Origin of the sequence: Candidatus Nitrospira nitrificans (assembly GCF_001458775.1) — a bacterium.
GTDB classification, from domain to species: Bacteria; Nitrospirota; Nitrospiria; order Nitrospirales; family Nitrospiraceae; genus Nitrospira_D; species Nitrospira_D nitrificans.
Genome location: NZ_CZPZ01000005.1, coordinates 93,235 through 107,666 on the forward strand (window position 1 = coordinate 93,235; position 14,432 = coordinate 107,666).

15 protein-coding genes and 1 pseudogene are annotated in these 14,432 nt (G+C 57.2%); 7 read left to right on the forward strand and 9 right to left on the reverse strand.

Annotated features, from left to right (window positions below):
* Window positions 1-30: 30 nt before the first annotated feature.
* Together COMA2_RS04775 and COMA2_RS04785 are read right to left on the reverse strand one after the other, a co-directional pair.
* A pseudogene (locus tag COMA2_RS04775) lies at window positions 31-647 on the reverse strand (class I SAM-dependent methyltransferase).
* Window positions 648-859: 212 nt separating this feature from the next.
* Window positions 860-2,806, reverse strand: a complete 1,947-nt coding sequence (locus COMA2_RS04785; protein ID WP_090895156.1) for a sigma-54-dependent Fis family transcriptional regulator — start codon at window positions 2,804-2,806, stop codon at window positions 860-862.
* A gap of 107 nt (window positions 2,807-2,913) precedes the next feature.
* On the opposite strand from COMA2_RS04785, the gene COMA2_RS04790 reads away from it, so the two are divergent.
* A complete protein-coding gene (locus COMA2_RS04790) occupies window positions 2,914-3,642 on the forward strand; it encodes a cytochrome b5 reductase family protein (protein ID WP_175304399.1) in 729 nt (242 codons plus the stop codon).
* 324 nt (window positions 3,643-3,966) lie between these two features.
* Complete coding sequence (locus COMA2_RS04795; RefSeq protein ID WP_407919006.1) at window positions 3,967-5,118, forward strand: class I SAM-dependent methyltransferase; 1,152 nt, start codon at window positions 3,967-3,969, stop codon at window positions 5,116-5,118.
* A 43-nt stretch (window positions 5,119-5,161) separates the two neighbouring features.
* Here COMA2_RS04795 and hemG read toward each other — a convergent pair whose 3' ends face one another.
* From hemG to hemE, 3 genes are all read right to left on the reverse strand, one after another.
* On the reverse strand, window positions 5,162-6,673 hold the full coding sequence (gene hemG / locus COMA2_RS04800; protein WP_175304400.1) for a protoporphyrinogen oxidase: 1,512 nt from the start codon (window positions 6,671-6,673) through the stop codon (window positions 5,162-5,164).
* Window positions 6,670-7,620 carry a ferrochelatase gene (gene hemH, locus COMA2_RS04805; protein ID WP_090895163.1) on the reverse strand — a complete coding sequence of 317 codons (951 nt, stop codon included), beginning with the start codon at window positions 7,618-7,620 and terminating at the stop codon, window positions 6,670-6,672. Before hemH ends, hemG begins: the two co-directional genes overlap by 4 nt.
* A 100-nt stretch (window positions 7,621-7,720) precedes the next feature.
* Window positions 7,721-8,746, reverse strand: a complete 1,026-nt coding sequence (hemE, locus tag COMA2_RS04810) for a uroporphyrinogen decarboxylase (protein ID WP_090895165.1) — start codon at window positions 8,744-8,746, stop codon at window positions 7,721-7,723.
* Window positions 8,747-9,028: 282 nt separating this feature from the next.
* Between hemE and COMA2_RS04815 the strand changes: the two genes are divergently transcribed.
* Window positions 9,029-10,084, forward strand: a complete 1,056-nt coding sequence (locus tag COMA2_RS04815) for an acyl-CoA desaturase (protein WP_090895167.1) — start codon at window positions 9,029-9,031, stop codon at window positions 10,082-10,084.
* Between the two features lie 192 nt (window positions 10,085-10,276).
* On the opposite strand, the gene COMA2_RS04820 is transcribed toward COMA2_RS04815, so the two are convergent.
* The 4 genes from COMA2_RS04820 to COMA2_RS20065 form a co-directional block, all read right to left on the reverse strand.
* Window positions 10,277-10,708, reverse strand: coding sequence for a hypothetical protein (locus COMA2_RS04820; RefSeq protein WP_090895168.1), 432 nt, complete (start codon window positions 10,706-10,708; stop codon window positions 10,277-10,279).
* A 23-nt stretch (window positions 10,709-10,731) separates the two neighbouring features.
* The gene (locus COMA2_RS04825) at window positions 10,732-11,556 is read right to left on the reverse strand and encodes a DMT family transporter (RefSeq protein ID WP_090895170.1); all 825 of its coding nucleotides are present in this window, start codon (window positions 11,554-11,556) and stop codon (window positions 10,732-10,734) included.
* Window positions 11,557-11,650: 94 nt separating this feature from the next.
* Entirely contained in the window at window positions 11,651-11,854 is a 204-nt protein-coding gene (locus COMA2_RS04830; RefSeq protein WP_090895172.1) for a hypothetical protein, read from the reverse strand.
* A gap of 81 nt (window positions 11,855-11,935) precedes the next feature.
* Window positions 11,936-12,112, reverse strand: a complete 177-nt coding sequence (locus COMA2_RS20065; RefSeq protein WP_175304401.1) for a hypothetical protein — start codon at window positions 12,110-12,112, stop codon at window positions 11,936-11,938.
* 146 nt (window positions 12,113-12,258) lie between these two features.
* Between COMA2_RS20065 and COMA2_RS04835 the strand changes: the two genes are divergently transcribed.
* The 4 genes from COMA2_RS04835 to COMA2_RS04850 all read left to right on the forward strand — a co-directional run bounded on the left by COMA2_RS04835 (window position 12,259) and on the right by COMA2_RS04850 (window position 14,368).
* Window positions 12,259-12,573 carry an FmdB family zinc ribbon protein gene (locus COMA2_RS04835; protein WP_175304402.1) on the forward strand — a complete coding sequence of 105 codons (315 nt, stop codon included), beginning with the start codon at window positions 12,259-12,261 and terminating at the stop codon, window positions 12,571-12,573.
* A 55-nt stretch (window positions 12,574-12,628) separates the two neighbouring features.
* Window positions 12,629-13,447 carry a substrate-binding domain-containing protein gene (locus tag COMA2_RS04840; protein WP_090895175.1) on the forward strand — a complete coding sequence of 273 codons (819 nt, stop codon included), beginning with the start codon at window positions 12,629-12,631 and terminating at the stop codon, window positions 13,445-13,447.
* A 22-nt stretch (window positions 13,448-13,469) separates the two neighbouring features.
* Window positions 13,470-13,922, forward strand: coding sequence for an IPT/TIG domain-containing protein (locus COMA2_RS04845; RefSeq protein ID WP_175304403.1), 453 nt, complete (start codon window positions 13,470-13,472; stop codon window positions 13,920-13,922).
* Between the two features lie 71 nt (window positions 13,923-13,993).
* Window positions 13,994-14,368 (forward strand): hypothetical protein, encoded by a 375-nt coding sequence (locus COMA2_RS04850; protein ID WP_090895179.1) that lies wholly within the window; start codon window positions 13,994-13,996, stop codon window positions 14,366-14,368.
* Window positions 14,369-14,432: the final 64 nt, after the last annotated feature.

The following is a 14,432-nucleotide window of genomic DNA, read 5'->3' on the forward strand; positions in this document are numbered from 1 at the left end:
TTCTGAACATTCAAGGTGAGTAGGTTCCTCTCATTCCTTCGCCCGTGCCATGACCACGATCGCTTGCATCGTGGAACGATATGGGTTTTCACCACCGGTCTTGGCTAAGGCTGTCGTCACTGCATCAACGATTGGTCGAGACGAACCGCCGCGTTCTTGAATTTCGGCGAGTATCGGCGCGCCTTCGATCAGCCCAATCGCCAACGATTTGGCCGTTTGACTGTAGCACTCCTTCCGGACGGCTTGAATAGTGACTGTATCGAATCCGCTCGCGGTCAGCAAACCCCGCAAGACGTCGATATCGGAAAAGCCGCACGGCGCTTTGAAAAACTGCGGTGGGTTTTCCGGAAAGAATTCTCCAACGGTCTCGTGCGCAATGATGCCCCAGGGATTGGCATTCATGCGATCCCATACGTTAAATGCCAGCACGCCGCCATTGACCAAGACTCGGCGCATTTCTCGAAAGGCGCGGTCTTTATCCGGCACGAACATGAGTCCGAACTGACAGACCACGCCTCGAACGATGCGCCGGGAAACGGTAGATGTGCAATATCGGCCTGACGCCAGTCGACTCCCTTCAGATCTTTCAATTTCCTTTGTGCGTAGTCGAGCATGCCGGGATTGATATCGGTGGCCGTAAGCGTCACCGTTGCAGTACTGCGACGGCAGTATTGATGCCACGCCTCTAAAACCTAGGCATGTGATGCGTTCTCAATGGGTTAGAGATCAAGAAAACCAGAAAGGCGGTCCATGAGATTTCAAGACTTGTGAAATCTCATGAGCGCATTTGCGAAATTTTGAAAAAGGAAGATGTCCCGGAGGAAAAAGGATGGCTAGTGAGCCTACGAGAAAACTCGCATTACGTGGCAGGTTTTTGAATCTTGAGAACTTTCATGCGGGATGACAGGGTAGAGGCATTGATGCCCAGTAGTTTCGCCGCACCATATTCGCCCGAGACTTTCCACTTCGTGGCCTCCAGCGCGCGGAGAATATTGCTGCGCTCCAGTTCTTCCAGCTCTTTCGCGGTACGAATCGTCCCTTGCCCTGGCTCGCCGGCCCGGTCGGCTGGAGACGGTTGCGCCATTGGTTCAGGTAAGGCGCGCTCCAGGTTCAGCCGGCCATCGGTGGCCGTGATCACGGCCCGCTCCATGACATTCTGCAGCTCCCGCACATTCCCCGGCCAATGATAGGTTTGAAGCCGACAAGCATCACCGTCAGTCAGCGGCGAAAGCGTCCGTCCCATCTTCGCGGCGAACCGTTGAGCAAAGACGGAAGCGAGACGTACCACATCGTTTCCTCGCTCACGTAGCGGCGGCAGCCGGATCGGAAACACATTCAGCCGGTAGTAGAGGTCCTCGCGAAACGCGCCCTGCTTGACCGCGGCGGCAAGATCGCGATTGGTCGCGGCCAGCACCCGCACGTTCACTTTCCTGGTTTTCGAACCGCCGACTGGATCGAACTCGCCTTCTTGCAGCACGCGAAGCAATTTGGCCTGTAACTCAAGCGGTAATTCGCCGATTTCATCGAGAAAAATGGTTCCCTTGTCGGCCAAGGAAAATCGACCTTCGCGCTTCTTGGTTGCCCCCGTGAATGCGCCGAGTTCGTGGCCGAAGAATTCACTCTCAATCAATGTGGCCGGAATGGCGGCACAATTGACAGTGACCAACGGCCGTTCCCGGCGTGTGCCGGCCGCATGGACGGCGCGGGCCACGAGCTCTTTGCCGGTTCCGGTCTCTCCCATGATGAGCACGGTCGCATCGGTCCCGGCAACTTGTGCAATGTCCTGGAGCACCTGCCGCAATGCCGGACTTTCACCGAGCAAGGAACCGTCCTGATGGTGCGCCTGCAATTCCTCCCGTAGAAGTTCCGTTTCGGCCTTCAGCGATTGAATTTTCTCCTCCGCCTTCACCCGGTCATGGATATTGCGAAGAATCAGGGTCGTGAATTTGCGGCGATGCAGTTCAGAGCGGGACAGTGTCGCCTCCGCGGGGAATGACTCGCCGTCGGCACGGCACGCGGTGAGTCCTCCTGGAATCCATCGCGATTGCTCTCCCTCCGGACGCCGATCGAGCTCGGCAATCAGTCTCTCCAGCCGAGCGAAATCCTCCGGACTTAGAAAGCGCGAAAAATGTTGATGCATCATCGAATCCGCCGGGCAGGAAAATGTTTTCTCCGCAGCAGGATTGACATGGGTAATCCGGAGCCGGTCATCCAATTCGATGATCGCGTCCATAGCGCTGCTCAAGAGTCGACCGACTTTTTCTTCCCGCTCTCGGACCTCGGCTTCCGCTCGCATCCGTTGCAGTTCCACTGCCGCGCGCGCGGCGAAGATCTGAAAGATTGCATGGACTCGTGGCTCTTCCGGTATCGGTCGCCGGTCGATCACCGCCATATGGCCGAGGATCCGCCCGTCTACGTCCTGAAGCGGCACGCCCATGTAGCTCACCGCACCGGCGGCCCGCAGTTCCTCCTCGTGAGGGAAAATCTCCAGGATGCGATCGGGGAAATGCACCAGTTTGGCTGTATCGATCACACGCTCACAAGGAGTTCCGGCAATGTCCACTTCATAGTCCTTGACCCATCGGCCTTCTATCCAAAATGCGAGCGCGCGCAGACGACGTGTTTCAGGAAGATACTCCGTCACCCACGCGCCGTGTGTCCCGAGAACCCTGGCAAGATTCTGAACAAGAGCGGCAAAAAAGCCCTGTCCCGTCTCGGTCGCGGTCCCCCGGAGAATCGCATGGAGAGCCGCGTCGGTTTCCAGGTTCTGAAAAGGGACAGAGGGACTTTCCGGATGAGATGCCATGGTCAAAAGTATGAGGCGGGATGAGAGATAGATGCAAGTGCACAAGGCGATGTATCGGAAAGAGTTCTATTGCATCGTTCCATGTGGGCCCGTATCATGCATTCATCATGAAAGCCGTCACCCGCATCAAGACGAAAATGCCGAGCCCCTACAAACTGATCCACATCGAACCAGACACCCATGACACGAAGACCTTCCGGTTCGAGCTGCCGGCCGACGCCACGCTGGATATGCTGCCCGGCGACTTTCTATATGTCCATGCGACGATCAACGGCAAACAGGTCAAGCGGCCCTACACGCCATCGTCGCTGCCAGGCACGACAGAATATTTCGACCTGACGGTCAAGCGCTATGAGGCCGGCTCCGTCTCTAAGTATCTCCATGATCGGCAGATCGGCGAGACGGTGTCGATGAGCGGGCCGAACAGCGGCGGTCATTGGGTGGATGGCATGGCCAAACGCGTGGGATTCGTGGCGGGAGGCACGGGGATTACGCCGATGATCTCCATCATTCGCTGGATTCTGACCAACAAGCTCGATGCGGAGTTATTCCTGATCTTTGCCAACAAAACCGAATCGGACATCATCTTCCGACAGGAGTGGGAACGCGATGCCCGAGATTATCCGAATTTTCATTGTCACTATGTCCTGGAACAGCCGCCTGCCGAATGGGAAGGTGGCATAGGTCGCGTCACTCCTGAAATTCTTCGGCGATATCTTCCCGCTCCGGATTCCAACACCTGCGTGTTTCTCTGCGGCCCACCACCGATGGTCGACTCATTGGAAGCCCTGCTGAAAGAACTCGGCTATCCCCAGCAAGCCATTGTTCTCCCCTGAGGATCCTCCTAGTTCCTCATTGTCTCCAGATGCGTTAAATTTCTATTCGTGCTCAATCGGTGGCGTGTTCTGGGCCGTGCTTGCGGAAAGCTCTTCGTTTATCATCATGTGCCTGAATCACTTGACAATGACCAGGTAAAAGGACTAAGCGGAAAAGAATACTCCGCACCTCTTTGGCCAAGAATCTCAGGCCACGTCCCGAAGGAGGTCATCATGTCTCACGGCAGTCTCGTTTTGCAGGCGACCCGAAAGGTCGCAGAAAAGGTGCTGAACCACGGCATTCAACAGCTGGCGGAAAAGGTTCGAGCAACCGGCGGCCAACCGATGGACCTCGTCCTCCCGGACGGTTCGCGTCTCAACTTCGGCCAGGAACCTCGCGTCGTGCTCGCCATTCGAGACCCGAACTTGCTGCCGGCATTAACCCATCCCACGCTCGGATCGCTCGGTGAGGCGTTCGTCGATGGGCGCATCGATATCGACGGCGACATCATCTCCGTGATCGCCGGCGCCGAGCGCCTCGTGGCGGCCGGCGGCTCGCCGGCGACGGCCCGAATTCCCGCTTCGTCGGCCTGTCACACTCCCAAACAGGATCTCGACGACGTCAAACATCACTACGACGTGAGCAACGATTTTTACCGGCTCTGGCTGGATGACCGCATGGTGTATTCGTGCGCGTATTTTCAGACCGGGGAGGAAACGATCGACGCCGCGCAAGAGGCGAAGCTCGATCATATCTGCCGCAAACTACGCCTTCAGCCGGGCGAGCGAGTCCTCGATATCGGTTGCGGGTGGGGCGGTTTGATTCTGCACGCCGCACAACATTATGGCGTGCGGGCGGTCGGCATCACGCTGTCGGAAAACCAATTGGTCATTGCTCAACAACGCATCAAAGAGGCGCGGCTGGAAGGAGACGTTGACGCCATGCTGCTCGACTACCGGGACGCGCCTGAACGGTTCGGCGAAGGCGTGTTCGACAAGATTTCAAGCATCGGCATGTTCGAGCATGTCGGCCAAAATAACTTCCCCGTCTATTTCGGCGTGGTGCGTCGCCTGCTGCGCGATCGGGGGCTGTTCATGAACCACGGGATCACCTCACCCGATGCCGATGGACGCACGGTCGGCTCCGGCGTGAGCGAGTTCATGGACAAGTATGTGTTCCCGCATACCGAACTTCCCCATCTCCACTCGGTCATCCGGGAGATGGCAAGACAAAACTTTGAGGTATACGACGTCGAAAGTCTACGGCCGCACTACGCCAGGACGCTCGCGCATTGGTCACGCAACCTGGAAGGGCAACTCAACGCCGCTCGTCAGGTGGTCGGCGAGCGGACCTTGCGTGTCTGGCGCGCGTATTTGGCAGGCTCGTCGTTGGCCTTTTCGCAGGGTTGGCTGAATGTCTACCAAATGCTTGCCAGCCGTCAAGAAGCCGAGGGACAGACCGAATTTCCGCTGACCCGCGCATGGATGTATCACTAAGGAGGTTTTAGGCAGAAGGTTGAGGTTGAGCAAGAGGCATGTCTTATGCTCGGCCTGCATCCATAACCTTCGCCTTAGGCTCAAGCTCGTCCCCGAGGGGTCGTCGTGTCACACTGGTTCCACCGATGAGATCCTGCACCACCCGTTCGGCCGCGGCAGCGCTGTCACGGATGCAGTCGGGGATGCCGACCCCATGATAGCCCGCCCCCGTGAGGATCAACCCAGGATACCGGCTGAGTGCCGCCTCGAGTTGCGCTAATCGATCGAGATGGCCGATCGTGTACTGCGGCATCGCCTTCCACCATCGATTCACTTCCGTGTAACTGGGCGCTACATCGATGCCGCATACCGCAGCGAGCTCCTCTCTGACTTTGGCCACCAGCGTCCCGTCATCCGACTGAAGAATGTCTTCCCGGCCTACGCCACCGATATAGCATCGCGCCAACAGCTGATCCGCCGGAGCGCGATGCGGCCACTTCAGCGACGTCCAGGTTGCGGCGATCAAATCACGCTGCTCTGTTCGCGGGATGATAAATCCGAATCCTTCGATGGCGCTCGTCAGCGTCCGTGGAAACACCATCGCAATGGTGGCAGTCGAGGCATAGGGAATCATGTCCAATAGTCCACCGGCGAGCGGTGTCAATGGACGCACCAGTTCCGCTGCCACATACGCCGGTGTGGCAAGAACCACGCTATCCGCAGAAAGCGCCGATCCATCCTCAAGGATCAGGTCGTACATCCACCGGCCCAACTCATGTGATCTCACTCTCAGCGCATCGACCCGGCAACCTAATCGAAGCTCCACACCCTGCCGTGTCAATCGACTCGTCAGAGCCGTGACCAAATCGCTGAGACCATTCTTTAAGCTGACGAACATCGTACGCCCTGGTCGGCCATTGGAAACCGACGAGGCGGCTTTCTTGGCGGCCATCATGCCGCGAACGACGCTGCCGTACTGCTGTTCGAGCTCGAAGAACCGTGGAAACGTAGCCCTCAGACTCATGTGCTCGGCGTCCCCCGCGTAGATCCCGGCCATGAGTGGCTCCAGTATCCGCTCGAATGCCTGAACGCCGAACCGGCGGCGAAGAAACGCCGCCAACGGCTCATCTTCCCGGGAGGAACCAGGCGGAACGGCGAATTCGAGTCCCATCCGGGCCAGCCCTGACCAGCTCAATAGTCCGCTGTGAAGGAACGACCCCAATTGTTTCGGGACGAATGAAAGCAGTCCCTCTGGTAAGTCGTGCAGTCGTCCCCTATACAGAACACAGGCTTTCTTGTCCGTCTGATTGGTATTGATGAGTTGATCGGTAAGGCCGAGCTTCGCGCAAAGATCCAGGCCGGCCTGTTTTTGGGACAGGAATGAGTCCGGTCCGGCTTCCGTCACTATCTCGCCGACCCGATGCGTGACGATTTTTCCTCCCCAGGACGATCCTGATTCAAGGATCGCGCAGCGGAGAGTCAGACCGGCTTTCGTCGCCTGCTCTTGGAGTGAAAATGCGGTGGCCAGGCCGGAAATGCCCCCACCGACGATCACGACTGTCCGTGGTCGAGTCACGACTGAATAGGGAGCGAGGATTCGTGTGCCGCCAAGACGTCACGTAACGTCTCGATGAGCGGGAGAGAGTCGTTCAGCATGGCCATGCGCTCGAGGTGTATGCCTCGGTTCATCGCCAGCTGCTTGAGTTCGATGTCGATATCGAAGAGCGTTTCCACATGGTCGCAGATAAAGCCGATAGGCGCCACCAGCACATACCGGTGCCCCGCCAGCTGGATGGTTTCCAACATCGATTCCACGGTGGGTCCAAGCCAGGGCTCGCTCGATCGCCCCTGACTTTGATAGGCAAAGTACGTCGGTCGGTTCCCCAAATGTTGCGTGACTGCCTCGACCGTGCCTGTGACCTCGTCAGGATAGGGATCCTTCATGGCCACGATCCGTTCAGGCAAGCTATGCGCCGTAAACAGCACGGGCACCGATGCCCGCGCGTCGGCAGGAAACTTCAGAAGCCCCTGCCGGATGCTCTCAACAAGAGCCGCAATCAGTTTAGGATGGCGGTTCCAACTCCCGAGATACGTGACGGGGGTACCGTCCCCCAATCCAGCACGGGCTTCTTCGACCTTTTTCCGATAGGCGCCGGTACTCAGTGAGGACTGTTGCGGGGCCATGCAAATCCCGATGATCTGTTCCGGCGAGGACTTCAGCAGCTCGGCGTACGTTTCCTTAATGAACGGATGCCAATGCCGCAACCCAACATAGACCCGGTATCGGCCATTCCTCGAGCTATTCAACTGTTGCTCTAGTTTCTTCGCCACTTCGTGGGTAATACCGACAGCCGGCGATTTCCCGCCGGTCACGCGATACCGTTCACGAATTTCCTCTATGAGCTCGGGCGATGTCGGTCGGCCACCGCGAACATCGAGCAAAAATGGCTCGACGTTCTCCAGGCAATCCGGCCCACCCATGGCCATCAAAAGAATGGCGGTGTGACGGTGCGTAGCAGGCATCGTTCCTCGTTGTTCGTGAAGCGAGAGAAGCGGGAAGGTTTCAGGTTTAACGTTTCATGTTCCGAGTTTAAAAGCGAGACGCGACTGTCGCCCCTCTTATTCACCGCTGGCTGAGCTTATGGACCATGTCAATCGTCGCGGCAACATGGTCGACCGGTGTGGTCGGCAAAATACCGTGACCCAGGTTAAAGATATGCCCGGAACGCCCACCGGCTCGCCGCAAGATGTCCTCCACACGGCGTTCGATTTCATGGAGCGGCGCAAACAGCACCAGCGGATCCAAATTGCCTTGCACGGCGCGATCATGTCCGACCATCGACCAGGCCTCGTCCAAGTGAACCCGCCAGTCGATCCCGATGACATCGCCGCCTGCCTCGCGCATCTGCCGCAAAATGGCCGTCGTGCCGGTGCCGAAATGAATCATCGGCACACCTTCCCGCGTAAGCCCATCGAAAATTCGCTGGACATGCGGCTTCACATATTCGGCATAGTCACCGGCCGAGAGACAGCCGACCCAACTATCGAAGAGCTGAATCGCCTGAGCCCCCGCCTTGATCTGTCGCCGGAGATACCCGGTGAGCACGGACGCAAATTTGTCCATGAGGCGATGCCAGGCTGTGGGATCGCCGTACATCATCTGTTTGGTGTGCAAATAGTTGCGGGACCCTCCTCCCTCGATGGCATAGCTGGCCAACGTGAATGGCGCGCCGGCAAATCCGATCAACGGCACTCGCCCATCGAGCGCCCGTCTCGTTTGGCGAATCGCTTCGGCCACATAATCGAGTTCATCCCCGTCGATCACTTTGAGTCGATCCACCGCCGCTCGATCACGGACCGGATTATGGATCACCGGCCCTTCCCCCGCCGCAAACTCCAGGGTGAGCCCCATCGGCTCCAACGGGAGCAGAATGTCGGCGAAGATAATGGCGGCATCCAAGGGGAACCGATCAATCGGCTGAAGCGTGACTTGGGCTGCAAGCTCAGGCGTTTTGCACATCTCGAGAATCGAATGTTTCGCGCGCAACGTTCGATATTCGGACATGTAGCGTCCGGCTTGGCGCATGAACCACACCGGCGTGCAATCGACGGGTTCGCGGCGGCAAGCTCTGAGGAATCGGTCGTTCATCGTAGCGGCATTTTAGAGACGCGCAAGGAGCCCTGTCAAACAGGCCGGGGCACGTCCACTTTTTTCTGGCGACTTGTCCAAATGAGTAGACAGCGATCGCCAGTCCGGTACAATCAATCCGGCGAAGACCCCACAAAAATCCGGTTTCATTTTTATGACGCTTTTATGTATAATCATTTCCTACACCTGATTCGGGACGATCAATCAGCTTAATTGGGACCCCGGCTCCCTGTCTCCCACCACAGTGACTTTGCCGATCCCCCGACCTACGAGGAGAATTGTATGTCCGACGCGCAATCGCTTCACTCGACGAAGTCCCCGGATGCCTGGTATTCCGTTCTCCGATGGTTTGACTCATGGGCGGGCCTTGAGCACACGAAAGTAGAGGGGCCACCCAAGGTAGACTGGATTCGCAGTATTCCCTTCATTGCCGTACATCTGATGTGCGCGGGAGTCATTTGGGTAGGCTGGAGTTGGACCGCTGTGGGCGTCGCGGTCGCCTTCTATTACCTCCGCATGTTTGCCATCACCGGATGGTACCACCGCTACTTCTCGCATCGTACGTTCAAGACCTCTCGTACGGTACAGTTTTTATTTGCCCTGCTCGGAGGAAGTTGCGCCCAACGCGGTCCCTTGTGGTGGGCCGGCCATCACCGCCATCACCACATCGCGTCAGACACGCCGGAGGATGTGCATTCCCCGCGCCAGGGTGGATTTCTCTGGTCGCACATGGGCTGGATCATGTCGCAGACATTTTATGCGCCACGACTCAAAAGCATCACGGATTTCGCGAAGTTTCCGGAACTGCGGTTTCTCGACCGGTTTGATGTTCTGATGCCCACCATTGCGGGATTTGGGATGTTCGGTCTCGGTCGATTGCTGGAAACCTACGCGCCCGGACTCGGCACGAATGGGCCTCAGATGCTGATTTGGGGATTTTTCATCTCGACCGTCGCACTGGTTCATGGGACCTGCACGATCAATTCCCTGTCCCATGTGTATGGGTCACAACGATACATCACCGGCGACGACAGCCGAAACAACTTCTTTCTGGCCATGATTACGATGGGGGAAGGCTGGCACAACAACCATCACTACTATCCGGCTTCGACCAGACAAGGCTTTTACTGGTGGGAAATCGACATGACCTACTACTGCCTCAAGGGACTTGAGTGGATGGGATTGGTCTGGGATATCCGCGGTGTCCCGGAATATGTACGGGAAGGAAAAACCAAACAGGATTCAGACCGCAGTGTGCTCAAAAAGAAGATTGAAGCAGCCGTGAAAGCCACGGAACTTCCGGCGCCGCAACCGCAACTTGAGCTGACCCCTCCTTAGCAGGATGTTGAAAAAGTCCGCCGGCGGCGTTCCCCGCCTTGCCGAAGCGGCTTCGCGAGGCAGGTCGCATCGCTTAGAAGCTCCACGTACGGCCCTAAGCACGCTTCGCCTCTTCGCTCGCTGCGGCCTTGCTGGACGGCCTTTTTGACCATCCTGCCAGACCCGCTCTAAATCACGTTGGACCTTGGCTGATCAGACGTGATCGGCCAGGGTCTCTCTGATTCGTCGGCTTTCTCCATCGATCGACTTCCGCTCCTCATCGGATAGCACCCATGCGTCACCAGCACTCAGCTCGAAACGATAGTGGTCCTTTCCGAGCGTAAACCACTCGACGTAGGGATGCGGCTCCAAATTCGGATGGGGATCCAGCGAAATGAGATTCACCGTTCCGACCTGAGGGTTCGCCATATCGCCGATGACTTGTCCGGCCATATCCTCATCTTCAAACCGTCTGTTGCGGAATCGAATCACTTCTCCTGCGATATCCGGCTTGAAATTGCCGCGCAAATAAAAATCCACCGGCCCGATCACGGCAAAGACAACCTGGCCCACGACCGTCCCATCGACGCGGTTATCCAAAAATCCTTCAGACACCCACCGTCCATTCCCGAATTTCTGCGCCATGCAACTCCTCCTGATGAAATTGTTCAGCCGCCCCATGCTCCGATCAGCACCGCCAACAAGATCAGCGCGCTCCCGATCCACCCGTGAACATCCAACGTTTCTCCCAGAAAGTACCAGGACAACCAGGCCGCGTAGGCCGGTTCAGACGCAAATAATAACGCCACCTGTTGCGCCGGCACTTGCTGCTGCGCCCATATCTGGACGGCGAACGCCAGCGTGGCCAGAACCCCCGTGACGCCAAGGCCGATCAGCAAGACGGTCGTCGGCAAAAAATCGTTCTGCGTCGTCCCTTCCCACCATGGAGCCGGAAGAAACAACACCGTCATCGCCACCATCTGCCACACAAGGAGCGACGGAGCATCGACTTGCCGGGTGAACCGCTCGAGACAGATGATATGACCCGCAAACGCAACGGCGCACCCAAGCGTCATGAGATTGCCCAGGTTCATGGAGGTGTCGGGTTTGACCAATAGCCAGAGCCCGACCACCGCAATCGCCGTCGCCGACACCACCCGCCCGTCGATCCGCATCAGCATCAGCGGCACAAAGATCACGTACAAGGCCGTCAGAAAGGCTGAATTGGAAGCGCTTGTATGGCCGAGCCCGACTGTTTGCAACAGATACCCGAAAAAGAGGAAGACGGTCGTAAGCGCGCTCGCCCTCAATACGGCACGATCATGGTGGAGTCGACGGCGGCAGATGACAAACCACAGCACTACGAGCAGAGTCCCGAGAAGGAACCGGAGCAACAAGAAAGAAAGCGGAGAAATCTGCTCAAGCGCGGCTTTGGTAGCGGGAAAGGTGGCGCCCCAAATGACGGTGGTCAGGAGAAGGGCAAGTCGCGGCATATGTGAAGGCAGTCATGAGTCACTGGTCATTAAGCAAATCGGCGTTACACTCCTCACCAGTGACCAATGACAGCTGACTATTGACCTTCTTCGTTTAGGGTTTGCAGAGCGGGCACAGCCGGTCTCGGTTGACGCCGGCCTGTTCCATGGCGCGGAGCGCCCGCTCTTTATCGGGATAGTCGAACCATCCCCCTTCCCAGAAATCGCTGGACGTTGAGACGGACGGCACTTCCGAGCACCGGTCTCGGTGGAGCGTCACACGATCGATCGAGCGGGCAATGTGAATCCAATAGGTCATGCTAACCGGTGGGGGGGTAAGGGATGAGTGGTAAGGAACTGTTGCAACTCGATCACGTCTTACTCCTGACCCCTGACCGGTTCACGGGAGGAGTTGCCATTCATCCTTCTCGATGAAGCACTTCACGCCGGTCTGCAACTTCTTGACGTCGTCCTTTTCGAAGAGCCTCATGTAGCGCTCGATTCGATCCTCGTCGTCGATTCGTTCTTCCTGCATCATGCCGTTATTGCCTTTGTACCGTCGAATCAGCACTGACATTGAAACCCTCCTCATGAAGCTGGCAGTTTGGTAGCCTATGTTGCTAGAATAAACGTATCGTTGTGAGCTGGTCAAGATCGCTTGCGAGAGGTCACCTTGTCAAGTCCTGGATCTCGGCCATAGAGACAGAGAAAGGATCCAATTCCGTGCCCCTCTACGAGTACCGTTGTGGACAGTGCGAAAAACAATTCGAGGCGAATCAATCCGTGTATGCCAGGGTCGAAGACACGGAATGCCCATTTTGTCGGGCCCGCCAGGCGACTCGGCTCATGTCTTCGTTTTCATCCAATATCGTGGGTGATCGCAAACCCGGCTTCACTGAGCTGAAAGCCAAGGCCATGAACGAGGAACGGATGGAGCGTTTCGCCAAGCTACCGCCGCTGAATGCCAAACGTACCATGCCGCCGCCGAACATTACCTCCGAGTCAGATCCTATGCCACCGGAAGGATCAACCTCTTGAATACCCATTCCCTCTACCAGATTGGTCATGACCTCCTGCGGGGACCGGCAATCCCATGACCGTGGGACGATTCGTAACCGGACTGCTCGTCGGCCTGATCCTCTGTGCGCCCCATGGCACTTTTGCTCAAACAGCCGGAAGCCTGGTCATTGCCGGCAACGGGCCCGAGCAAACGACCATTGAGGCCCTGGCTCGCGCTTTTGAAAAAGCCAATCCCCGTGTCTATATCGACATCCTGTGGGACGAGGATTCCAACCCGTTGCAATTGCTCACAGGAGGCCAGGCCCACATTGCCGTCACAGGGACCGAAGATCCGGCTTTCGCGGCGACTCAGATCGGTTGGGATGGAATCGGCATTTTGGTCCACTTATCCAACTTCACCAAGGAGGTGACGACGCAGCAAGTCGCCGACATTTTTTCCGGAAAGATCAAGGAATGGTCGGAACTGGGTGGACCGGAGACCAAGATTCTCCTGATCGACAGGCCACCCAACCAGAATGTTCGAGAACCCTTCGAAACCCACCTCGGGATTAGAGGAAAAATTTTCGAATCCGCCAAAGTACTCGGCGGAGATGAGGTCGTCGTGAAGACCGTCGTCGGCACCCTCCCCCCCCTCTCCGCAGCTGCCTATATTTCGCTGAGTACCGGCCTCTCGGCTGTCTCAGGCGGCGTCGCCGTCCGCTTGCTGCCGGTGGATAAGGTGGAGCCGGAAGTGCCGACCGTGAAAGACGGCCGCTACAGCCTCCGTCGCCCTCTGCTGCTGCTTTCGAAAAAAGAATCGAATACCCTGGTTGAGGCCTTTTCAACGTTTGCGCTCTCCCCTCCCGGTCAAACGATTATCGGAGACATGTATGTTCCGATGCCGAAGAAATAGTTTCCCATCGAAGGAGGTCACGATGGCTCCGCACTTCCTGATGCCCTTTTTGATGGTCTCGTTGTTTGGGTTCGTCTGTTTCCCTCTACACTCCCTTGCCGAAGAGGGAGTGATCGTCGACGGAGCGGGCTACACGCTGCACGACACAGAATCGATCAAAGGGCACGACGAACAGAAAATTGCGAAAGACCCCGTCTGCGACAGCAGCAGAAAACCAAAGATCCTAAGCGTGGAACCAGACGAGGCCAAGCCGGGACAAACGATCACCATCAAGGGCGAGCATTTTGGAACAAGCGATTGTTTCCGTGGCGTGGCATTCAGTGCGGCCGGCCCCGCGAAGATCGACTACACATTCGTGAACGACACGACTATTACAGTGACCGTTCCTGATATGCAGCCCGGCATGTCATTCATTGATATCGTGGCCGGCGGCGGCAACGCCCGTTCAAAAGCCTTCTTGGTGCAGGCCCGATAGCGACTCGACAACCGCCCTTGCATCGTGTATTTTGTGACCGTTGTCAGGCATCATATTTGGGAGTTCATTTCATGCAACGGCATTGGCCTCACCGAGCGGTCCCGGCCGCGCTTCTGATCGCAAGCCTTTCCATTTCCCTGCCGGCGGCGGCGACCCCTCCCACCAAAGAACGACTTCCCCTGACGCTCACCGGACCAGGCTGCGACAGCAAAGAAACTCAGATGACGACCGTCTTGCAGGCCATTCCGGGCGTCACCGGCATCTACTTCAACCGTGTCCCGAACCATGTCCTCGTCGACATTACCACCGGCACCACGAACGCAGCGGATGTCATCAAACACGTCAACGCCGCAGCCGCCTCGTGGCAATGCAAGGTTGAGTTTATAGAGGGATGTATTTCAGCCTCTATGCCCACAGCATCGGCCGCCCCGCATCATAGTGAGTAGCGGCACATACCCCATCCAGCAATGTTCTACATGATCGGTTCCGCAAAGACCGTAGGCCTCCTGC